This is a genomic window from Nocardia sp. NPDC019323, from assembly GCF_044389845.1.
GTDB classification, from domain to species: domain Bacteria; phylum Actinomycetota; class Actinomycetes; order Mycobacteriales; family Mycobacteriaceae; genus Nocardia; species Nocardia implantans.
The window spans coordinates 43,354-63,403 of sequence record NZ_JBIRYN010000012.1 but is presented as its reverse complement, the minus strand read 5'-3'; the positions used below and the strand labels follow the sequence as shown (position 1 = coordinate 63,403).

At 65.7% G+C, this 20,050-nt stretch carries 19 protein-coding genes; 14 read left to right on the top strand and 5 right to left on the bottom strand.

The features are described from left to right. Positions 1 to 7: 7 nt before the first annotated feature. Both ACH49X_RS30480 and ACH49X_RS30475 read left to right on the top strand, forming a co-directional pair. Complete coding sequence (locus ACH49X_RS30480) at positions 8 to 991, top strand: acetyl-CoA carboxylase biotin carboxylase subunit family protein (RefSeq protein WP_195082437.1); 984 nt, start codon at positions 8 to 10, stop codon at positions 989 to 991. Between the two features lie 388 nt (positions 992 to 1,379). After that, positions 1,380 to 2,249, top strand: coding sequence for a sugar phosphate nucleotidyltransferase (locus ACH49X_RS30475; protein ID WP_195082438.1), 870 nt, complete (start codon positions 1,380 to 1,382; stop codon positions 2,247 to 2,249). 139 nt (positions 2,250 to 2,388) lie between these two features. On the opposite strand, the gene ACH49X_RS30470 is transcribed toward ACH49X_RS30475, so the two are convergent. Continuing rightward, positions 2,389 to 2,907 (bottom strand): dCTP deaminase domain-containing protein, encoded by a 519-nt coding sequence (locus tag ACH49X_RS30470; RefSeq protein WP_195082439.1) that lies wholly within the window; start codon positions 2,905 to 2,907, stop codon positions 2,389 to 2,391. A gap of 439 nt (positions 2,908 to 3,346) precedes the next feature. Between ACH49X_RS30470 and ACH49X_RS30465 the strand changes: the two genes are divergently transcribed. The 3 genes from ACH49X_RS30465 to ACH49X_RS30455 all read left to right on the top strand — a co-directional run bounded on the left by ACH49X_RS30465 (position 3,347) and on the right by ACH49X_RS30455 (position 8,114). Continuing rightward, positions 3,347 to 3,757: a hypothetical protein gene (locus ACH49X_RS30465; protein WP_195082440.1), complete on the top strand. Its 411-nt coding sequence runs from the start codon at positions 3,347 to 3,349 to the stop codon at positions 3,755 to 3,757. 81 nt (positions 3,758 to 3,838) lie between these two features. Continuing rightward, the gene (locus ACH49X_RS30460; protein ID WP_357208036.1) at positions 3,839 to 5,851 is read left to right on the top strand and encodes a hypothetical protein; all 2,013 of its coding nucleotides are present in this window, start codon (positions 3,839 to 3,841) and stop codon (positions 5,849 to 5,851) included. A 1,117-nt stretch (positions 5,852 to 6,968) separates the two neighbouring features. After that, positions 6,969 to 8,114, top strand: a complete 1,146-nt coding sequence (locus tag ACH49X_RS30455) for a phage tail tip lysozyme (protein WP_195082442.1) — start codon at positions 6,969 to 6,971, stop codon at positions 8,112 to 8,114. Between the two features lie 58 nt (positions 8,115 to 8,172). Here the strand turns inward: ACH49X_RS30455 and ACH49X_RS30450 are convergent, their stop codons facing one another. Then, positions 8,173 to 8,703 carry a hypothetical protein gene (locus ACH49X_RS30450; RefSeq protein WP_195082443.1) on the bottom strand — a complete coding sequence of 177 codons (531 nt, stop codon included), beginning with the start codon at positions 8,701 to 8,703 and terminating at the stop codon, positions 8,173 to 8,175. A 233-nt stretch (positions 8,704 to 8,936) separates the two neighbouring features. Then, positions 8,937 to 9,365, bottom strand: a complete 429-nt coding sequence (locus tag ACH49X_RS30445; RefSeq protein ID WP_323124154.1) for a DUF2511 domain-containing protein — start codon at positions 9,363 to 9,365, stop codon at positions 8,937 to 8,939. 277 nt (positions 9,366 to 9,642) lie between these two features. On the opposite strand from ACH49X_RS30445, the gene ACH49X_RS30440 reads away from it, so the two are divergent. Then, complete coding sequence (locus ACH49X_RS30440) at positions 9,643 to 10,269, top strand: TetR/AcrR family transcriptional regulator (protein WP_195082444.1); 627 nt, start codon at positions 9,643 to 9,645, stop codon at positions 10,267 to 10,269. Here the strand turns inward: ACH49X_RS30440 and ACH49X_RS30435 are convergent. Continuing rightward, the gene (locus ACH49X_RS30435; RefSeq protein WP_195082445.1) at positions 10,253 to 10,918 is read right to left on the bottom strand and encodes a TetR/AcrR family transcriptional regulator; all 666 of its coding nucleotides are present in this window, start codon (positions 10,916 to 10,918) and stop codon (positions 10,253 to 10,255) included. The two genes, ACH49X_RS30440 and ACH49X_RS30435, sit on opposite strands and share 17 nt — an antisense overlap. 102 nt (positions 10,919 to 11,020) lie before the next feature. Here ACH49X_RS30435 and ACH49X_RS30430 point away from each other — a divergent pair, with 102 nt between their 5' ends. The 3 genes from ACH49X_RS30430 (at position 11,021) to ACH49X_RS30420 (ending at position 12,988) form a co-directional block, all read left to right on the top strand. After that, positions 11,021 to 12,490 carry a cytochrome P450 gene (locus tag ACH49X_RS30430; RefSeq protein ID WP_195082446.1) on the top strand — a complete coding sequence of 490 codons (1,470 nt, stop codon included), beginning with the start codon at positions 11,021 to 11,023 and terminating at the stop codon, positions 12,488 to 12,490. After that, positions 12,487 to 12,669: a ferredoxin gene (locus ACH49X_RS30425; protein ID WP_357103794.1), complete on the top strand. Its 183-nt coding sequence runs from the start codon at positions 12,487 to 12,489 to the stop codon at positions 12,667 to 12,669. Before ACH49X_RS30430 ends, ACH49X_RS30425 begins: the two co-directional genes overlap by 4 nt. Before the next feature lie 85 nt (positions 12,670 to 12,754). Next, positions 12,755 to 12,988, top strand: coding sequence for a hypothetical protein (locus ACH49X_RS30420; protein ID WP_039801014.1), 234 nt, complete (start codon positions 12,755 to 12,757; stop codon positions 12,986 to 12,988). Positions 12,989 to 13,018: 30 nt separating this feature from the next. Here ACH49X_RS30420 and ACH49X_RS30415 read toward each other — a convergent pair whose 3' ends face one another. Next, positions 13,019 to 13,756: a uracil-DNA glycosylase gene (locus tag ACH49X_RS30415; protein ID WP_323124166.1), complete on the bottom strand. Its 738-nt coding sequence runs from the start codon at positions 13,754 to 13,756 to the stop codon at positions 13,019 to 13,021. 333 nt (positions 13,757 to 14,089) lie between these two features. Between ACH49X_RS30415 and ACH49X_RS30410 the strand changes: the two genes are divergently transcribed. The 5 genes from ACH49X_RS30410 (at position 14,090) to ACH49X_RS30390 (ending at position 19,995) form a co-directional block, all read left to right on the top strand. Next, positions 14,090 to 14,533: a GyrI-like domain-containing protein gene (locus ACH49X_RS30410; RefSeq protein WP_195082449.1), complete on the top strand. Its 444-nt coding sequence runs from the start codon at positions 14,090 to 14,092 to the stop codon at positions 14,531 to 14,533. Continuing rightward, the gene (locus ACH49X_RS30405) at positions 14,530 to 14,964 is read left to right on the top strand and encodes an effector binding domain-containing protein (protein WP_039801008.1); all 435 of its coding nucleotides are present in this window, start codon (positions 14,530 to 14,532) and stop codon (positions 14,962 to 14,964) included. The genes ACH49X_RS30410 and ACH49X_RS30405 overlap by 4 nt, the downstream gene beginning before the upstream one ends. 355 nt (positions 14,965 to 15,319) lie before the next feature. Continuing rightward, positions 15,320 to 15,985, top strand: a complete 666-nt coding sequence (locus ACH49X_RS30400) for a hypothetical protein (RefSeq protein WP_357208033.1) — start codon at positions 15,320 to 15,322, stop codon at positions 15,983 to 15,985. Then, complete coding sequence (locus tag ACH49X_RS30395; RefSeq protein WP_357208031.1) at positions 15,975 to 18,110, top strand: Rv1355c family protein; 2,136 nt, start codon at positions 15,975 to 15,977, stop codon at positions 18,108 to 18,110. The genes ACH49X_RS30400 and ACH49X_RS30395 overlap by 11 nt, the downstream gene beginning before the upstream one ends. A gap of 43 nt (positions 18,111 to 18,153) precedes the next feature. Continuing rightward, positions 18,154 to 19,995, top strand: coding sequence for an EAL domain-containing protein (locus tag ACH49X_RS30390; RefSeq protein WP_323124167.1), 1,842 nt, complete (start codon positions 18,154 to 18,156; stop codon positions 19,993 to 19,995). Positions 19,996 to 20,050 lie beyond the last annotated feature (55 nt).

Below are 20,050 nucleotides of genomic sequence, written 5' to 3'. Positions count from 1 at the left end.
GAACTCGGTGATTCCCGCCGCCATGATCAGGGATCGGTGGCGCGTCCCCGGCGTGAACGCGGCGACCGCCCGCCGGTTCCGTGACAAGATCACCATGAAGGAGGCGCTGCGCGGCACGGGCATTCGACTGCCGCGTTTCTGGAAGGTCGGCCCGGAAACCCCGTCGGAACTCATCGATGACATCGTGGCCACTCTGCCGGGCAAGGTCGTGATGAAGCCGATCGACCAGGCCGCGAGCGTCGGGGTGCAAATCTTCGCCGATGGCGCGGAGTTCGCCCGGTATGTCCGTGCGGAGGGGCTGGCCGAGGATGTCGACGTGGAGGAGTTCATCGAAGGACAGATCTGCATGTTCGACGGTGTCGTCCGCGACGGCGTCATTCGCTTCTTCAGCGCTTCCAAATACCTCAACAGCGTCTTCGACTACCGAACTGCCAGCGCGCCGGTCGCGGTGGTGACGCTCGACGATCCGGACGTGATCGAGCGATCCATGAGCTTCACCCACCGGGTGTTGAGTGCTCTTGGCCTTCGCGACAGCTCGTTCCACCTGGAGGCGTTTGTCACCGACGACGACGAATTCGTCTTTCTCGAGGTGGCATGCAGGTTCGGCGGCGCCGGCATCAGCGCCCAACTGAAATCCGTATACGGCGTCGATATCGTGGATGAATCGATCCGTGCCTGCCTCGGCGAACCCTCGCAGCTGACGGGGCCGCCGACAATGCTCGATAAGGCGGGTGTCGGAGCATCCGGTTTCATCTGGTTGGCGCTGGCCGAGCAACGTCCCTGCGTGGTCAAGCGGATACGGGGATTGGATACGTGCCCGGACAGTGTGCTCAGCTCGGAGATTCCCAACATAGGTCAGATGCTGAACGGAAGCCTCGGAGTCTGGCCGTCATCCGGCAAGTTCATGCTCGCCGGACCGAGCACGTCCGCAGTGGAGGCCGACATGATCACGATTGCGGACTCCTACCGCCTCGACTTGGCTATCACTTAGCCGCTTCGGGCACGTCACTCGGTCGGTCGGCTGTCACTGGGTACAGGGAAGGCGCTTGCCGGGTTCACAGTGCTGGACTATCACCATGCTGGGTGTCATCGGTGGCGCGATATCGCCGTCGATGACACCGGCCGACCACGGCATGTAGTGCGACAACAAAACGTCAACGGCTCAAACACGTTGAGCGGAAACCTTTCTTGTGATTTGCCGTCCGATGCTGCTGGTGCAAGAGTGAAGCCGAGCATTGGACACGTCGAACCGACGAAACCGCCGGCCGCTTCCGCATCGAGTCGCCAAGCGCTAGCCTGAGACCGCTTACGCTGACCTGGTGTGAAAGTGATCCGCAACCTCAGCCGATAGGTTCATCCACCAAGGAGCACGCCGACTCATGACCGTTCGCAAGGCAGTCATCGCAGCCGCTGGATTGGGTACACGCATGTACCCGATCACGAAGACGATCGACAAGGCGATGTTGCCCCTTGGTCGTCGGCCGGCGATCGACTACATGATCCGCGAGTGCGCGCGGGCTGGTGTCGAGCAGATCGCCATCGTTGTCCGCGAGGGAAGCACTCAGATCCAGCACTACTACGGGTGCGACAGCGATCTCAGGGAGTTGCTTGCCTTGCGCGGCTGGGAAGACAAGGCGACGGCGCTCGACGAGACGGCGAGCGTGCCCGAGTTGGTTTTCCTCGAGCAGTCGCTGAAAGAAGGATACGGCACGGCCATTCCCGTGTTGCTGGCTCGCGAATTCGTCGGCGACGACAGCTTCTTCTACCTGTCCAGCGACGACCTCCTCGCCGACGAATCAGGTGCGTCGACCCTCGCTTCCCTCGCCGAGACTGCAGGCGATTCCTACGGGATCGTCGGCCAACCGGCGACGCCCGAGAATCTGGGCCGGTACGGTCTGCTTGCGACCGAAGAGATCGGTGGAGCGCTGTACCTGCGTGGCATAGCGGAGAAGGCGAAGGAGATTCCGGACGACGGACGACCGTTGCTGATCAATATCAGCCGCTACGTCTTTCCGGCGACGTTCTTCGCGACGCTGGCGTCGGTCGAAACGGACCCGGGTTCCGGCGAGATCTACCTCACCGACGGCCTTGCGGCGGTCTCGAGTGCGGATCCGGAAGCGGTTCGCGTGCAGCGTTCACACGGCGACTATTTCGACCTCGGCAGCGTGGACGGGCTTGTCGCCGCCGTCAACTACTTCTCGACAGCCGAGCGCGAGGCCGAGAATTCCTCGATGTTGAGCCCGGTGTAAGGCCTCGATCAGTCCGGGACGACCTCGACCACGTGCGGGCTGCACGTGGTCGGGTTCAGTAGCACCGTTCATCCCGGGACGACAGGGGCGGGTAGCTGCCGTCAGGGCGGCCCCGGAGCCTTCCCTCGCGCCGCGGTGGTCAGTTCAGCTGGCCGGGGCGGGGCAGGACCGCCTCGGAGTAGCTGCCGAAGTATCCCTCGTAGGTGGTCGTCCGGTCGCCCGTAGGCATCCAGAACGAAACCTGACCGACCGTCATACCGGCGTACAGACGGACAGGCTGGCACACGACGATCTCCAACGTCCACTGGTGGACAACGCCCAGGTTGCCGAGATCCGCCGATATCTGCAGGAACACTCCCAGCCGACCCATCGACGATCGGCCGATCAGCGAGGGGACGTACCTGTCGCTTCCGATGACCTCGACAGTCGTACCGAGGTAGACCCGTCCTGGTTGCAGCACCAATCCTTCATCCGGTATCGGATGCTCCGCGTATTCGGTCTTCCCGCGGGCGTCCACGACCTCGGACTCGAGGGTGCGTAGCGTTGCGCCGAGACGGTAGTTATAGCTGTTCGGATTCACCGCGGCTTCATCGAAGGGATTGATTACTATTTCCCCCTTGCGAACAGCTTCGATGATTTTCCGGCCCGTCAGCACCATGCGATTTTCCTCCCCGAATCGAAATCTTGCAGCACTCGGCGTCGACGAGTCTTCTGTCGCGAAACGGCGTCATTCAAAGTGTGTCCGTCGACAGCTGCCATCCGGCGGCACGGTCGGTGACAATGCTGCGCCAGAACGCGGTCGAGTATAGCTCTGTGCTCGGCAAAAGTGCCAGCGGTGTATTTCTACCGGCTATGCGGCACCGATCCGGCGTCCGGTCCGGACAAGATTATCCTGCCGGTGACATGCGCCTATGTATCCGTGGAGTCCGGGCGCCATTGCAGATCAATGATCGATCGACATAGTGTTCAGATGCGCGATATCGCCTCCAGGGGTACTCGCAAGCGAAACGATCAGAGGGGGAATCATCAACGCTGATATGCCAACGGGGGTTGTGCTCTGACTGGCAGGCGATGATGTCGCACCATCGAGCAGGTGCGTGAACCGACGTACACAGTTTTACGTCGATAACGCTCCGGGTAGCGATGTCGAAGCCTTGTGTCCGAATGAGGTCATGAATGCGATAGCGCCGTGGCCGAACATTGTGCGCGTGCGGTTCGAGCAGGCGGAATCAATCAACCGCCTGCGTCGTGAAGAAATCACACTCGTGCGCACGTCGCACTCCCCAGGTCTTCGCGAAAAGATCGCGGAGTTAAATGAAGAGGAGTATCACATGAAGACCGAGACGAAGCAGAAGGCCGCCGTTGCGCTGATCGCCGGCGCTGCCACCGTCATGATCGGCGGTCAGGTCGCGCAAGCGGCCACGCTGCACAGCGAGCGTTCTGCTTCCGACACTGCGGTGGTCGCCGTGTCGGATCAGGTGGTCCGCCCCGGCGTTGCTCTGTGGTGACAGCTGAACCGCTGGCCTAGGGACCCGGGCTTGGGGCAGGTGCGGCCTGCCCCAAGCCCGGACACAGAATAGGAGGGTTTCGTGTCTCGGGACCACGAAGCGTCGGCCGCTCCGATGAAAACGCGAGTCGTGATCTTCGGCGACACGCCCAGCGTCGTGCGCGAATTCTTGCACGATCATGCCGATATTTTCGATCCGATGGTCTTCGATTCGGTCGGTGACATAGCGAACCGACCCGCCGAAGTAGCTGGGGCAGTGATCGCCCCACCAGCGTACTTGGATTTCGATCGTCTCAGTGATGTCGTCTTCGCGTGCGCCGAAGCGGAGTCGGAGATCGGATTCATCGCGACCTGGATGGGTGAGACGACCACCCGTGCCCAGTTGTCGAAGTTGCTCCAGGACAGCCCGGTAGCTCATCCGATGAGGCCTGCTCTCATATCGAGCCAGTTCGGCTTTTCGCAGTTTCCGCTGCAATCGACAGATCGGGTGGAGGTGATCGAGTTCGGGTCCGCGGCCCTCCTCGAGGCTGTCGGCGCCGCTCGTGACATCGTCGCCGTCGTCAGTCATGCCAACGGTATGAACGCGCCACTCGGCGGCGCCGTCCTGTGTTCCACCCTGGATCAGGACTACCATTCGGAAGGCCCCGGGTCATTGCCGTGCGCTGACGGCGGACCTTGTGCCCGCGGGGTCAGGACTGAAAAGGCGCATGTACCGCCTACCCGAAGTCGGCCGGATATCTTTCATGCGGAAATTCTCCTCTGGCAGGTCTGTAACGGCAGCATGGCTTCGAATGGCATGTTCTCACCGAAGGTTTCGCTCGGCCAGCGTCTTCTAGCCTCTGATTCGTTGCGTAACCTGCTGACGACGTACGAGCCGCTCATCGGTGACGACAGGGTCGCTCTGCGTGGTGTCGGACTGTTGATGGCTGGAGAATCGCTCGGTCGGACAGCCGTGGAACTGAACAGGTTGTCCTTGCGTGAGTTCGGTGCGGCTCCATGGGTGCTCTACGGACTACCCGGACGTCGTATTCGTGCAGCTGCGGAGTCAGGGGCGCCTACGAACTCGAACGCGTGGGAGGTTCCCGCCGGGGAGATCAGATCGTTCGAGGTCGATCTGGACGGGAGGGATCTTCGATACTTCCGATTCGACTCGGATAATTGCGTGGGATCGGTGCACTCCAAAGGTGGCGTGGTCACCGTGTTCAACCATGGCACCGAGCCGATTCGGGAACCCGTACTGTTCTATGAGCCGCCTGACGTGCCACCGCAGGTCACGGAAGTGGTCGATTACTGGCAGAGCGCGCCGAGCCTCGGCTTCACCAGGATGATGCTCGACACGGTCGTGAAACATGTGGCGGGCACTGATCCCGGAGCGCTGGACGAACCGCTTGCCCTGTATCAATCCGTGGTCAACGAGATCGCCCGTATCACCGGGCTGCTGGAGAATTCGGGCGTTGATCGTGCGATTCCTCTGCCGGGCAGTCTGTCGCGACTGGCGGATATCGCGGCGGACGAGACAGCGCGGTGGCAAGCGATGAGTAAATCGATCGCGGAGGTGTTCTACAAGGCGATGGCGGCAGGACCTCGGAGGATGACCCATGTCGATGTCGGCGGGGTGCGGGTCCGAGAGTACTACAGGAATCGTGATAATCGTTGTCCCTATTGCGGGTCGGTGCTGAATTCTGCCCGCTGCACATATTGGCTGTCCGAAGTGACGCGAATCGACCGGACATGTCATCGCTGCGGGACGATCTACGACGTCGGTCATCCGGTAACTGCACTGTCCATCGCGGGGCCGGACAGCGTCGCCCGTGGAGCCTCCGTCCGCTATACAACAGAAGTCTCCATAGACAAAGAGAACCAGAGCACATTGTTTCTTGCCGGCATGGTGCATCTGGAATGGCAGCCCTGGGATACAGGGGCCGGGACCGAAGTGCGCTACCTCGCCGCGCAAAGTCATACTTCGGAGGCATCCTTGGTCAACGGGATGTTGCATATACCGGAGAACTTACCCCGCGGCAGGCACAGCCTGAGGGCGATTGTTGTTGTGAACGGATGTCCGTGGTTTGCGACAAGGCCGATAGACATCATATGAGTCAGCAGGAACATAGCTGTCGCCACCACTGCATCTTTCAGTCGTGCGGCCCGGAAGGGCGAGGGGCCGCCGAGCTGCTGTAGTAGCTGCATTGCGCCCGCTGTGACGGCCCTGCCTGACGCTCTGCCCGCCCATACCTACCGGGCAGTCCCCTCATACCCTGCTCCGGTAGTCGGCACCGCCGCTGCCTCCGACCGACGAATTCCCAGTCCCGGCGAGGCGGCGGCGGTCGCCGTGTCGGTATCCGAAGGTTTTCCCGCGCTTGGATTCACGCGCGCGGAGGTGCGGTTTCGGATTGTCCGGACCGGTCACCTCGTAACCCTTTCCGACCTGGTGAAATACAGAAAATCATCGGTTCGCCATTGTGATCGGCGGCGGTGCCGACTCATACTCGATAGCGGCCGAAAAGGTCTGATAATAAACGACAAGCAGACAGGAGATCTGTTATGTTTCTGGTGAATATTTTCCGCCCTGGCCCCGATCATAGCCTGTGCGACATCCTGGTTCCTCCTCCGTTCTACTGCCCGTCGCTGTAGCCGAGGATTTATCGGCGCCAACAGACACCGGCGTGGCTATCTGTCAGCCGTTCGTCCGACTCGATTCGCGGATCAACGCGGCGCCTTGCGTCTCTGAAATCGGCCGTTTCGTAGAACCGCCCGCGGGCGGTTCGAGGGCGAGTCGGTCGAACGGCGGACACCGGAACGCTGCCCGTTGTGACGATTCATGCCGAGTCTTGCCGAGGTGGCTGCCGCGTCGATTTGGGAGAGAGGGATGACCTCGCTGGGACCGATGTCGGAGTTCCTTGTGGGCCTCACGCGGTCGCATCCGGCCCCTTCTGCGACTCGATCAGCGCCGACTCGGACCAGTTGGTGACCCGCTTCGGCCGCTGGACCGCCCAAGGCTCGACGGCTGTGATGCCCGGACCCACGCCAGTAGGCGACCAGCATGGAATCCGCCCTCTTCCGCCGTCTCGGTCGACGGTGGTTCGCGGCGGTTTCCCAGTGCCGGGGATGATCAATACTTGAAGCGGGCAGCTGCGGACTGGGCCGCGCAGTGGCCTCACAGTCCTGTAGTGAGCAGAGGATGCGATGGCGGTACCTGAGATGCGGATTCCTCGATGACGGAGCGGTACGAAGTGCCCAAGATGCCGTATCCCGAGGGGGCGTCGGAGGGGCTGAAGCACTTCATCGAGTGGGGCAGGTCGGCGATCCAGTCGCTGGTGGAAGTACTCGGCTCGGGGGACACGACTATTCCCGACTACGCGAAGCAATTGGAAGGTGACGGCAAGGTCGTCGACATCGACGAGGAATCCGGCTCCGTGATGGTCAAGGACTACAAGGCCTTGGCGAATACGGTGGACGCCGCGAAAAAGAAGATACACATCAGCGATCGAGGCGTCGACACCTCCGCTTTCGCGACATCCAAGATCGTTTCCAACGCGTTCGGCGACATCAAGGACTATGTCGCTGAACTCAAAACGACGTTGGAGAACGCGCCCGAGCCGATCCGGCCCAAGGCGACGAAAGAGAATCCGCACCCTGCCCCGTACTTGTCGCCGGACGCCAACGCGTCTCTCATGTCGGCCGTGTCCAAGGCTGTCGACCAGACCCACGACGAGGTCGTGGACGCGCACGACAAGATCCAGCAGCAGGCCGAGAAGATCGGCGGCTCGGCTCCCACCTACAAGGGCAGCGGCGCTCCGACGAATACCGGCTACAGCGGCCCCAGCTACAACGGCTCCGGCTACAACGGCTCCGGCCCCGGCTCGGCCGACTACTCCAATTACGTCGGTTCCGCCGCGAATGCCGAGCCGATCAGCAGCGGGCAGAAGGCGAAGGCGGAGGAAATCTATCGCTACCTCCGGGACAAGTACGGCCTGACACACAACGAAGCGGTGGCGATCCTCGGCAATATGCAAATCGAATCCAGCTTCAACACCGGGGCCTACAATTCCGCGGAAGGCGCCATCGGCTTGATCCAGTGGGAAGGCGGCCGGGACGACGCGCTGCGAGCCTACGCGGGCAAGAATGTCGGCAGCTGGAAGAAGCAAGTCGACTTCATGATGCATGAAATGAACACCAGCGAATCGTCGGCTTACGCGAAATTCAAGGCAGCCGCCGCGAGATCGCCTTCAGCGGGCGCCGCGGCCTTCGATCAGTACTACGAAAGAAGCGCCGGTACGAGTCGGCAGAAACGTATGGATGCTGCGGAGGCGTTCGCGGACTCCATTCCCGATACTTCGAAGACCTCCGTGTCGGCGTAGTTCGCCTATCAGCCCAGGCGTGCCGGACTCGCGAACCCGCTGCCTGATCCGCGAACGCTCAGGCGGTGGCGGTGCGCAGGGCGAACCAGCCCCGGCCAGGATCCGCGAAACCGTGGTACATCAAGCGGATTCGCTGATCGACCTCGAACAGGCGATAGACCGCGAGCATGGCGCGGGCGGTCGCTACTTGCTGGAAGTCGTCGATCCGGCGGTAGCCGATCGAGTGTTCGGGCAGCAGTGCCAGGCGGGTGAGTTCGGTGGGGTCGCCGACGTCCAGGCCCATCGGGGCGACGTCGGTGATGTGGTGGTCGTGCAGGATGTCGTGCACTTGGTGCGGATCGGGGCGGCCGGGACGGAATTCGTGGACCTCGGTGCGCAGTGCTGGACCGGTGGGCTCGGTCTCGACCAGACCGATCAGCTCGGGATCGACGCCGGGTGCGCCGGTGTCATCGGCGATCGGGGTTTGTTCGACCAGGTGCAGCATGTTGCCGCCCGGAATCAGTGGCTCGGGTGCGAGGAATACGGTGACCGTCGGGCAGACGCAGCCCTGGCCGAGCAGACAGACGCGCATGTGGAACGAGTCGGGCATGCGGCCCTCCTCCATCGGGACGGGCCGCGGTAGGCGGCCCTTGCTGATCGGGACATCTGGTTTTGCCGATCGCGGAAAATGCCGTGGCATTTCCTGCGGTCGACCGCGCCGCAGTTCTCCAGTCTAGGAGCCGGGCAATGCCCGCGCACCGGCGCTATGTGGATCGGCGGAAAGTCAGGACATCGGGTCGCATGCATGCGGTGAGGGCGGAGAAGTTGTGCGCAGGATGGCGGTCAGCCGGGCAGATGACAGAGTCCGAGGGTTTTGCTGCGCAGGGCGCCGAGGCTGACCTTGTCGCCGTCGGCGCCGGTGGCCCGTAGGGGCTCGATGTCGGCGAATCCGGCATGAGAGGCGTTGTCGTTCAGGGCGTAGACGGCGCCGTCCGGGCCGATGAACACGGCCAGGTCACCGGGGCGGCATTCCAGAGTGCCCCGATCGACGGTGAGCGGCCACAGGTAGCCCAGGTTCTCGCTGCTTATCGCCTGGCTGCTGGAAGTAGGCGCCGGGAGGGGCGACGGTGTGGGGTGCGCGGGATGCTTCGGGCCTGATCCGCCGCCACATGCCGAGGTCGCCAATGCACCGGCGATGGCGCAGGCGGCCAGTATTCGCGCGACATATCCTGCGCGACTCTCGAGAGCGGTGCGTTCCTTTGACACGGTCATCCGTGCTCCCCCCTTTTTGTTGCGCCGTCCCCAGGCGCTCCGCAGGCAGCTTACTGGTCGAAACCCTCTCGGCGCGAGCGATATCGAGATCGGGTGAGGTGATTGGGAGATTGGGCACTGGTTCCCAGCAGCAGATGTCGCCGAAGGTGTGGATCACTCCGCGAGCACTCTCGGACGGCCACCCTGCCTCGTTCGTGCCGGTCGCGGTTCGATTCCAGGCACGTCGTCGTATGCCGACCGGGCCCGCGACCGGTGCGCGGATGCTTAGCATCGGAACGTGGAGCGAGGATCGTTGCTGAAGGCGCGGGCGGGCGGGAAACTGCACGGCGGCAATCACGGGATCGCGCCGGAAGAGGTGGTGGCCGCGCAGCGGTCGCGCATGCTGGTGGCGATGATCGAGGCGGCCGCGGACAAGGGCTACGCCGCGGCGACGGTGGCGGACGTGCTGAAGCGGGCCGAGGTGTCCAGGATGACCTTCTACCAGCACTTCGCCAACAAGGAGGCGTGTTTCCTGGCCGCCTACGACATGGCCGTGGAGATCGTGATGACCAGGATCGCGGGCGCACTCGCGGCTGACGGTGCGCCGCTGGAGCGCATCGACCGGGCGCTCGACGCGTATTTCTCCACCCTCGCGCAGGAGCCCCAGGTCGCGCGGGTCTTCTTGGTGGAGGTGTACGCGGCGGGAAGGCCGGTGCTGGAGCGGCGGCTGGCCACCCAGGCGGCTCTGGTGGACGGATTCGCCGCCGCCCTCGGCGCGACCCGCCCGCATCAGCGGCTTGCGGGTGAAGCGGTGATCGGCGCGGTGGTCGCGCTGGCGACCAACCGTGTGGTCGCGGGCGACTTCGCCGCGCTGCCCGGCCTGCGCGAGCCGCTGATGTCCTCGCTGATCAGGAATCTGGTGTGAGGCCGGACAGCCGTCCGGCGACCGCGGGCAGCCGATCCAGCATCGCCACGGTGAAATCGGCCAGCAATGCGATAAGACCGTTCCGATCCACGTCGAGACCCCCGTCCAGCCAGACCAAGACCAGCTCGGCCGCGCCGCCGGTGATCAGCTGGGAGGTCGCGGCGATCGCGGTGTCCTGTCCCTCCGGCAACTCGAGCACCAGGCGGGTCTGCTCGATGATGACGTCGGCGACCTGGCGCATGCCCGCGAACCGGCTGCGCATGAGCGCCTCGTCGCCATAGGTCTGGGCGAACGCCACTTTCGCGCGCCGCGGATCGTCGGTGAGTTCGACGATGAGGGCCGCGACCCCGGCGCGGATGCGGTCGGCGGGCGTGCCCTGGGTCTCGGCGATCGCGGCCTTCGCCCGATCCAGCGCCGCCTGCTGGATTTCTATCAGCACGCCGGAGGCGAGCGCGTCGCGATCGGGGAACGCTTCGTAGAAGAACCGCGGACCGACCTTGGCGTGTTCACACACCCCGCGCACGGTCAACGCCGACAGCCCCTGGGTGCCGATGATGTCGAGCGCGGCGTCGAGCAACCGCCTGCGCCGGTCCTCGCGGCGCTCGGCCGTCGACGCCCCGCGGTAGGTGCCGCTGACGGTTCGGGTCACCAGGTCAGCTTGGCACAGCCAAAATTGGGAAACAAATGTTTACGGAAACGGTCGTTTCCTCTATCGTCGGACTATCGCAGTGTCGCGAAGGGAAAGACGGTCATGAGTCTGCTTGTGCCCCAGTCGCTCGACGAAGTCTCCGGCACGATCCGCCAGGCGCGGACCACGTGGGCCTGGCACGCGCAGCGCGCCGCCGCGCGGGCGGTCGCGCATTACCCCGCTCCGGTGCGTCCGCTCGCCGATCCGCCGCCGGGCAGCGGCCTGAAACCGGTGCCGGGCGACTTCGGGCTCCCCGGGATCGGGTACACCGTGCACGCGCTGGCCGATCCGATCGGATTCGCGCGAGCGCGATTCGATCGACTCGGACCAGTGCAGTGGATGGGCATGCTCGGTCGCCGGATGGTCACCTTCGGCAGTCCGGAGGGGTACGAGGCGGTGATGCTCGACCGGAACAAGGTGCTGTCGGCGCAGCGCGGCTGGGAGTGGCTGATCGGCCCGTTCTTCCGCGGCGGCTTGTTGCTGCGGGACTTCGACGACCACCTCTTCCATCGGCGTGTCATGCAGCAGGCCTTCACCCGGCCACGGTTGATCGGCTACCTCGACATGACCACGCCTCGGATCACCAGCGCCATCGCGCGGTGGGAGCCCGCCGAGGACTTCCGCGTCTACCGGGCGATCAAGAAGCTGCTGCTCCAGCAGGCCACCGAGGTCTTCGCGGGCGCGGAACCCAGCGCGGACGCCGCACGCCTGGAACGCGCTTTCGAGGACGCGGTGCGCGGCGGAGCGGCCCTGATCCGGGCGAACGTGCCGGGCGGGGTGTGGGCGCGCGGCGTGCGCGGGCGCCGGGTGCTCGAGGAACACTTCCGCCGCGAGTTGCCCGCCAAGCGCGCCGGTGACGGCAACGACCTGTTCAGCGTGCTGTGCCGGGCCGGCACCGCCGACGGCGAGAGCTTCACCGACGCCGAGGTGGTCGAGCACATGATCTTCGTGATGATGGCCGCCCACGACACCAGCACCATCGCGGCCTCCATGCTCGCCTACGAGCTCGGCAGGCATCCCGAATGGCAGGAGCGGCTGCGCGCCGAATCCGTCGCGCTGGGCAAGCCGGCGCTGGACTACGACGATCTCGACCGCCTGCCCTCGCTCGACCTCGCGTTCAAGGAGGCGCTGCGGGTCTATTCGCCGGTGGCTCAGCAGGTCCGCGAAACCATCGCAGACACCGACATTCTCGGCTACTACCTGCCGAAGGGAACGTTCATCCTCTGTGGCACGTACGGGCTCATGCGCAACGCGGAGTACTGGCACGATCCCGACACCTTCGACCCGGAGCGTTTCGCCGAGCATCGTCGCGAGGACCGATCGCACCGCTTCGCGTGGGCGCCTTTCGGCGGCGGGGCGCACAAGTGCATCGGCCTCTACTTCGGCGGCATGACGGTGAAAGCCGTGATGCACCAGATGCTGCTGCGGTATCGCTGGAGCGTGCCGGACGGCTATCAGCTGCCGCTGGTCGCGGGGACCGGGCCGGTGCCCGCCGACGGCCTGCCCATCCGGTTGGAGCGGATCGGCCGATGAGGATCATCGCCGACCGCGCCGTGTGCGCCGGTCACGGCATGTGTGAAGCGCTGGCGCCGGACCTGTTCCAGGTCGGCGCGGACGGAGTCGTCGTCGCGGCCGACACCGAAGGGTCCGACCGGGAGTTGCTCGAGCTCGTCGTGGACAGCTGCCCGGTCGGAGCTCTGCGCTTGGGCTGAGGTCTTTCGGATCGTTTCGCGCGCACGGCACTGGGTACCGCGAACTGCGATGCTCGAGCCCATCGACGCGAGAGGACCACAGCTCATGGCCACCTGCGACACCTGCGGAAACGAGTACGACAAGACGTTCACCATCACCCGTGACGGCCAGTCCGCCACCTTCGACAGCTTCGAATGCGCGATCACCGCCATGGCCCCGACGTGCACGCACTGTTCCTGCCGGATCGTCGGTCACGGCGTCGAGGCGCGCGGGGACTACTTCTGCTGCGCGCACTGCGCCCATGAAGCAGGTCATCCGGCCCTGGTCGATCACGTCTGAACCCGCTGCCGAGCGGCGATGCGCGCCCGGTCATCCGCGCGGCGCGTGGCTGCGCCGCACCTCGAGCCCCGCGGCCAGCGCCGCTTCGGCCAGCACCGCTTCCAGCATGGCCGGGGTGAGTCGTCCGGTGAAGGTGTTCTGCTGACTGACGTGGTAGCAGCCGAACAAGTGCAGCGGAGCGCGGCCCGCCTCGGACGCCGCCAGTTCGACGTGCGCGCCGTGGCCGAATTTCGGTCGCGGGCGCGGCACGGCCCAGCCGGCGCCCGCCAGCACCGGAAGCAGGGCTTGCCAGCCGAACGCGCCGAGCACCACCACCGCGCGGACGGTGGGCGTCAGCAGGCGCAATTCGGTTTTCAGCCAGTGACCGCAGCGATCCCGCTCGGCCGGTGTCGGCTTGTTGTCCGGCGGCGCGCAGTGCACCGGGGCGGTGACGCGCACGCCGTGCAGCCGCAGACCGTCGTCGGCGCTGACCGCCGTCGGCTGGTTGGCCAGACCCACCGCGTGCAGCGCCGCGAAGAGCACGTCGCCGCTGCGGTCGCCCGTGAACATGCGGCCGGTGCGGTTGCCGCCGTGTGCGGCGGGTGCGAGGCCGACGAGGAGCATCCGCGCGTCCGCCGGACCGAAGCCGGGTACCGGGCGGCCCCAATAGGTCTGGTCGCGGAAGGCGGCGCGTTTGTCTCGCGCGACGAGTTCACGCCACGCGACCAGTCTGGGGCAGGCGAAGCAGTCGGCGACCGCCGCGTCGAGTTCGGCGATGGTCCGGCACACGTCAGTGGCCGTCCGGGGTGGTTCCGGCGCGACTCCCCGGGCGCCGGGATCGGCCGAAGATCGGCGTCTCGTGCATCAGAACTCCGTTCGGTGCTGCCACGGGAGGGACGAACCGGACGATCGCGCTTCGAGGCGACCGGCCGGTGCCGTTGCCCGTTGATCGGTCCCGTCCGGACCGTACCGCTTCGGACATCCGTCCAGTTCAGCGGGGTGATCGAGCGGTCACCGACGGTGATATGTGATCGGTACCACCCGGTCCGGGTTGGTAGCATGGCGGTTCCGACCGACCGGATGCGGTGGTTCACCTCCGGCTTCTTTCGAAAGAGTCTTTCCATGCAGTTTGAGATCGTCGAGCGGGACGAGACGTGGGTTGCCGGGCTGCCGGTACGCAGCCCCAAACGCGCGCTCGGGGAACTGCGTGACCGCGATCTGGAGGCCGCCTGGGCCGCGGTGCTGCACCAGGAACTCGGCGGCCCGCTGGCCAGCGCCTACACCGATTACACCGGTGAGCTGGGCACGTACAACACCCAGATCGTCGGGTATCAGTGCGCGTCCTTCGGTGAAGTCACCCGCGGTCACCTGGTGGCCCGGCTGCCGCGCGGCGCCTACGCCCGGTTCTCCTCGGTGGGCAACTTCCCGCAGGTGATGACCGACCTGTGGACGCAGATCGCCTACGCCGAGGAACACAACCAGATCAAACGGACCTACACCGGCGATTTCGAGTGCTATCCGCACGCCTACAAGATCGATCTGTACCTGGCGGTCGACGCGCGATGAGCTATGCGATCGTGGTGCGGGCCGAGGCGATCTACGGCGGGCTGGTCGTCCCGCGGGTGCGCCCGAGCTTCAAGGTCAGCAACAGCGACCTCATCGAGTTCCTCAAGGACCGGCTGCGCGACCGGGACGGTGCCGACCGTCCGATGTACACGGTGTACGTGCCGGACCCGGCCGGGAACTACAACGCGGTGGTCTGTTTCGAGTATCCCGCGCCGGACGCCGTGCCGGTGGGCGACGTCTTGGTACGCGTCCCCAAAGGCGTCTATGCCCGATTCGCGCCGAACGGCGACTATCACGATCCGGTGGAGGACGTCTGGGCGCAGGTCGACGACGCGACGGCATCCGCGGAGATCACGCGGGCCTACCGTGAAGAGATCGAGATCTGGCACGGCCCGGAATCGGTCGAGTTGTTCATTTCCATCCTCGTTTAGCTTGCTGATAAGTAACTAACCCCGAACCAACTGGTCTCCATGTTATTTCCGATATGGAATACATTCGGTTTGACCTGCGAAGATATCGCGTGTACCGGAGAGTTTTCGGAAGATTAGCCGGACGGCTGGTCAATTCCTGTCCGATGACGGATACTGCCCTGGGCAACTTCGTCTCGGCTCGGGCCGTGGGGGGCTGCATCGGGCTGGACTATCGCGCATGGCAGCGCGGCGATGGAGTAGGAACAACATGACTGTGGATCTGATTGCAGTCGTGCCGAGGAACTCCCGTGGGCGGGGAGTGCGACGGTATTACGACGCGCAATCCGAGTGTGCGTTCTTTGTCTCCGAACCGGACGTGCAACCGGAACTCTGGCGCCGGTATCTGCACGGGGCGCGGGAGGTCTACCGGCGTTTCGGTGTCGAACAGGCGCTCGAATACGAATCGGTCGCCGACGGGGCGTCGTCGTCGCTGTTCTTCGTCGCGCTCGACGCCGGCGGCGAGATGGTCGCGGGGGTGCGGATGCAGGGCCCGTACACCGACGCGCGGCAGGCGCACGCGCTGGTCGAGTGGGCCGGTCAGCCGGGCGCGGACGACCTGCGGCGGATGATTGCCGACCGGATACCGCAGGGCGTGGTCGAGGCCAAAGGCGCGTGGGTCGCTCGTGACGCCGCCCATCGGGGCGAACTCAGTGCCGCGATCTCACGCACCGTGCTGCACGGCGCGCGCCTGCTCGGCGCCCGCTACGGTTTCGCGACGGTGGCCTCCTTCACCGTGGCCCGCCACGAGGCCTGCGGCGCCGTCGCGGCCGAACACATCCGCGCGGTGCCGTATCCGGACGAGCGCTACCGAACCGTTCCATTGTGGTGGGACACCCGCGGCCACGCCGCGATAGCCGAGGAGTCGCAGCGATTCCTGACGCGACGCGAACAGGACGAGCTCGGCCTGCCTGCCGAGCATCCGGCCGACGTGCGATGCGGAATCGGGCGGGCGACGGAGGGCCGGCGCGGACATGGGCGATGACCGCGGCCGAGCGGCGGATCACCGGCCACTGATCCTCGACCCCGCCGAACCCGAGGGCGCGCGGACACTCGCCGCGCTGCGCGCCGACCCGCATATCGAATTCCGCGACCTGCGCGCGTCCTTGCGGTCCGAACACGACAGAATGGTGGCCGCGCCGGATTTCACGGAGGGGCCGGAAGCGGATCGCTGGATCTACTATCCCTGGCGCGCCGCGGTGGTCGCATTGCCGGGGCCGCGCACTTTCCGGATGATCCGGCTCGATCGCAATCGCAACAAACTGACCAGGGCCGAACAGGAACGTCTCGCCGGACGCGCCATCGGGATCATCGGACAAAGCGCAGGGCACGCGATCGCGCATCTGCTCGCACTGGAGGGCGTTTGCGGGGAACTGCGGTTGGCCGACCTGGACGATATCGAGTTGTCGAATCTGAACCGGGTCCCTGGAACGCTGTTCGACATCGGCGTCAACAAAGCGGTGGTAACCGCGCGCCGGATCGCCGAGTTGGACCCTTATCTCCCGGTGCGGATCTTCGAGACCGGAGTCGATGAGAATTCGGTGGACGAGTTCGTGGACGGTCTCGCGATAGTGGTCGAGGAATGCGATTCACTGGATATGAAACTCGTGGTTCGCGAGGCGGCGGCGCGGCACCGTGTTCCCGTACTGATGGAAACCAGCGACCGCGGTTTGCTGGACGTCGAGCGTTTCGATCTCGAACCGGGACGCCCCGCGTTTCACGGATTACTCGGCGAGGTCAGCGCGCAGGATCTGCGCGGGCTGACCTCGCGCGAGAAGGCGCCGTTCGTGGTGCAGCTGCTCGGCGCCGCCGGGCTGTCGCCGCGGCTGGGGGCGAGCCTGGTCGAAGTCGGCGAGACGGTGAACAGCTGGCCGCAGCTGGCCGGTGACGTCGCCCTCGGGGCCGCGAGCGTGGCCGCCGCGGTGCGCCGCATCGGTCTGGGCATGAAGCTGGATTCCGGCCGTGTCCGCATCGATGTGGAAGGGCATCTCGACGAGCTGGCCGACCCGCCGCCGAACGACGAGCCGGTGTGGGCCGACGCGCCGCCGGAGCCCGCCTGCGGGCCCGTCGAAAGCGTCCTCGCCTGCGCGCAACGGGCTCCTTCCGGGGGAAACATGCAGCCGTGGTCGTTGCGCGCCGGGCCCGACGACATCTCCATCGAGCTGGCGCCGGAGTACAGCACGGCGATGGACATCGGCTATCGCGGCAGCGCGGTGGCGCTCGGCGCGGCCGTGTACAACGCCCGGGTCGCCGCGGCCGCGCACGGCATCCTCGGCCCGCACGAGTTCGTCGAGGGCGCCCCTGGGTCCGGTCGTCTCCTCGCCCGCCTGCGGCTGGGGAACGATCGCAATGCCGAGCTGGCGGCCGACTATCCCGCTGTGCTGCGCCGCGAGACCAACCGCAGGGCCGGTACCGGGGCCAGGCTGGCCGACGGCGTGCTGGATGAGCTCACGGCTGTCGCCGAAACGGCCGGTGCGCGTCTGCGCGCGGTCGTGGAACCGGAGGACATCGAAGAAGCTGCGCGTTTGCTGGGGGATTCCGATCGCATTCGCTATCTCACGCCCCGTTTATACGAGGAAATGCTCGCCGAAGTCCGCTGGGCCCACGACGACCCGGAGACCGGAATCGACGCGCGCAGCCTGGAACTGACCGGCGACGAGCGAGCGGCGTTCGAGATCACCGCCCGCGCCGACGTCATGGCGCAGGTGCGGTCCTGGTCGGGTGGTTCGGCGCTGGGGAAATACACCGGTGACCGGGTGCGGTCCAGTTCCGCCATTCTGGCGGTGACCTTCGACGCGATCGACCCGCGATTGACCGACTACGCGGCGGCGGGCGCTGCGGTCGCGCGGGTTTGGGTGCGGGCCGAGCGCCTCGGATTGTGCGTGCAGCCGATTTCGCCGGTATACCTCTACGCCCGACGCCATGGCGAACTTGCTGCGATTTCCCCCGACTTCGCGGATACACTAGCGTCACTTCAGGGCCGTTTCCTGGACCTGCTGGAAGTGCCTGAGCATGAGACCATGGCGTTGGTGCTTCGCCTGAGCTACGCCTCCGCCGCCACCGTACGCAGCAGGCGGCGTCCGGTGCTCGGTGTGGACACCAGTAGTTAGCGCGATCGGAGACAATGTGCCACGGCGGACACTCGACTCGTTGGTGACCCAGGTCGCCTCTGAGCTCATGGGTGTGGACGCCACGACCATGGTCGCCGCCACCGAGCGGGTGCTCGCACAACTGGTCGAGTACTTCGACGTGGATTTCAGCTACGTGCGCCACACCGACCGCGAACGCCGGGCAACCGTGCTCATCGCCGAGTGGCCGCACCGCCAGAACATTCCCGATCCCGATCCGCTCGGCGTCATCTATTTCGACGGCGCCGACCCGGTGTTCCGCGCCCTGGAGAACGCGACCGAGCCGATGGTCGCGCGCCCGACCCCGGAATTCGCCGATTACCAGGAGACCGTTCGCCGCGGCTCCGGCATCGTCGGGGTGACCTCGGCGGCGGTCCCGCTGCTGTCGCGCGGCGAGCCGACCGGCGTGCTCGGGTTCGTGAAGTCGGGTGATCGCGAGTGGAGCAATCGCGAACTCAACGTGCTCAAAGCCATCGCGGCTCTGTTCGCGCAACTGCAAGCGCGGGTGGTCGCGGAGGAACGTCTGCGATATATCGCGCTGCACGACGACCTGACCGGGCTGGCGAACCGGCGTGCGCTGCTCGAGCACATGGAGGAGCGATTACGCGCGGGCAGTCCCGGCCCGGTGGCCGCGTTCTTCCTTGACCTGGATCGCTTGAAAGCGCTCAACGATTTCCTCGGCCACACCGCGGGGGACAACTTCATCCGCACCTTGTCGACGCGATTGCGGGAGAACCTGGACCCGAACGACATGATCGCGCGACTAGGGGGCGACGAATTCGTCATCGTCCCCGCCAAGCCGATGGACGCGGTGGCCGCCGAGTACGAGGCGAACCGCATCCAGCAGTTGATCGCCCGGCGCGTCACCGTGGGCGGCGAGTCGGTCAGCCGGGGCGCCAGCGTCGGCGTCGCGCTCGGCTTCCCCGGGGAGACCACGGTCGCCGATGTGCTGCGCCGCGCCGATCACGCCCTGTTGTCGGCGAAATCCGGCGGCGGCAACGGCGTTGCGGTGTTCACCGACACCATGCGCGCGCAGTTCGAACTCCAGGACGACGTGGAGCTCAACCTGCGCGGCGCGGTGTCGGACGGCTCGCTGCTGTTGCACTACCAGCCCGAGGTGGATCTGCGCACCGGCCGCATCGTCGCGTTGGAGGCGCTGGTCCGCTGGCTGCACCCGACCAGGGGGTTGCTGCCGCCCGCCGCGTTCGTCACCGTCGCCGAGGCGACGAACCTGGCCGGTGAACTGGGGCGCTGGGTGATCCGGTCGGCCTGTGCGCAATTCGCCGAATGGCGCAGGCGCGGCCTTGCGGGCAATGTCGTGATGCGGATCAACGTCTCGCCGGTGCAGTTGGTGAGCCTCGATTTCGTCGAGCGCATCGAGGACATCCTGCGCCTGTTCGGCATCGACGGCAGCTCGGTGTGCCTGGAGATCACCGAGCACGTCGTGGTCCAGGACCTGGCCAGGACCCAGGTCACGCTGCGCGGGCTCAAGCGGATGGGCGTGCAGATCGCCATCGACGATTTCGGCACCGGCTACAGCTCGCTGTCGCATCTGAAGGCGCTGCCGGTGGACGCGGTGAAGATCGACCGAGGTTTCGTGCAGCGGCTCGGCGCCAGCACCGACGATCTGGCCATCGTGAAATCCATCATCGGTCTGGCCGGCTCGTTCGGGCTGGGCGTGGTCGGTGAGGGCGTCGAGACGGCGGTGGCCGCGCGCACCCTGGTCGGCCTCGGCTGCTACCGCGCGCAGGGCTTCCTCATCGCGAAGCCGATGCCGGCCGAGCAGGTCGAGACGCATCTCGCCGCGGGCCGGATTCCGCTGGATCTCGATCTGCCGCGGGCCGGTCGCGGGCTGCCCGCGCACTGAGATCACGGCCTCCGCCGCCGGTTATCCCGTTCTTTCACGGCAGTTCATGCGGCGT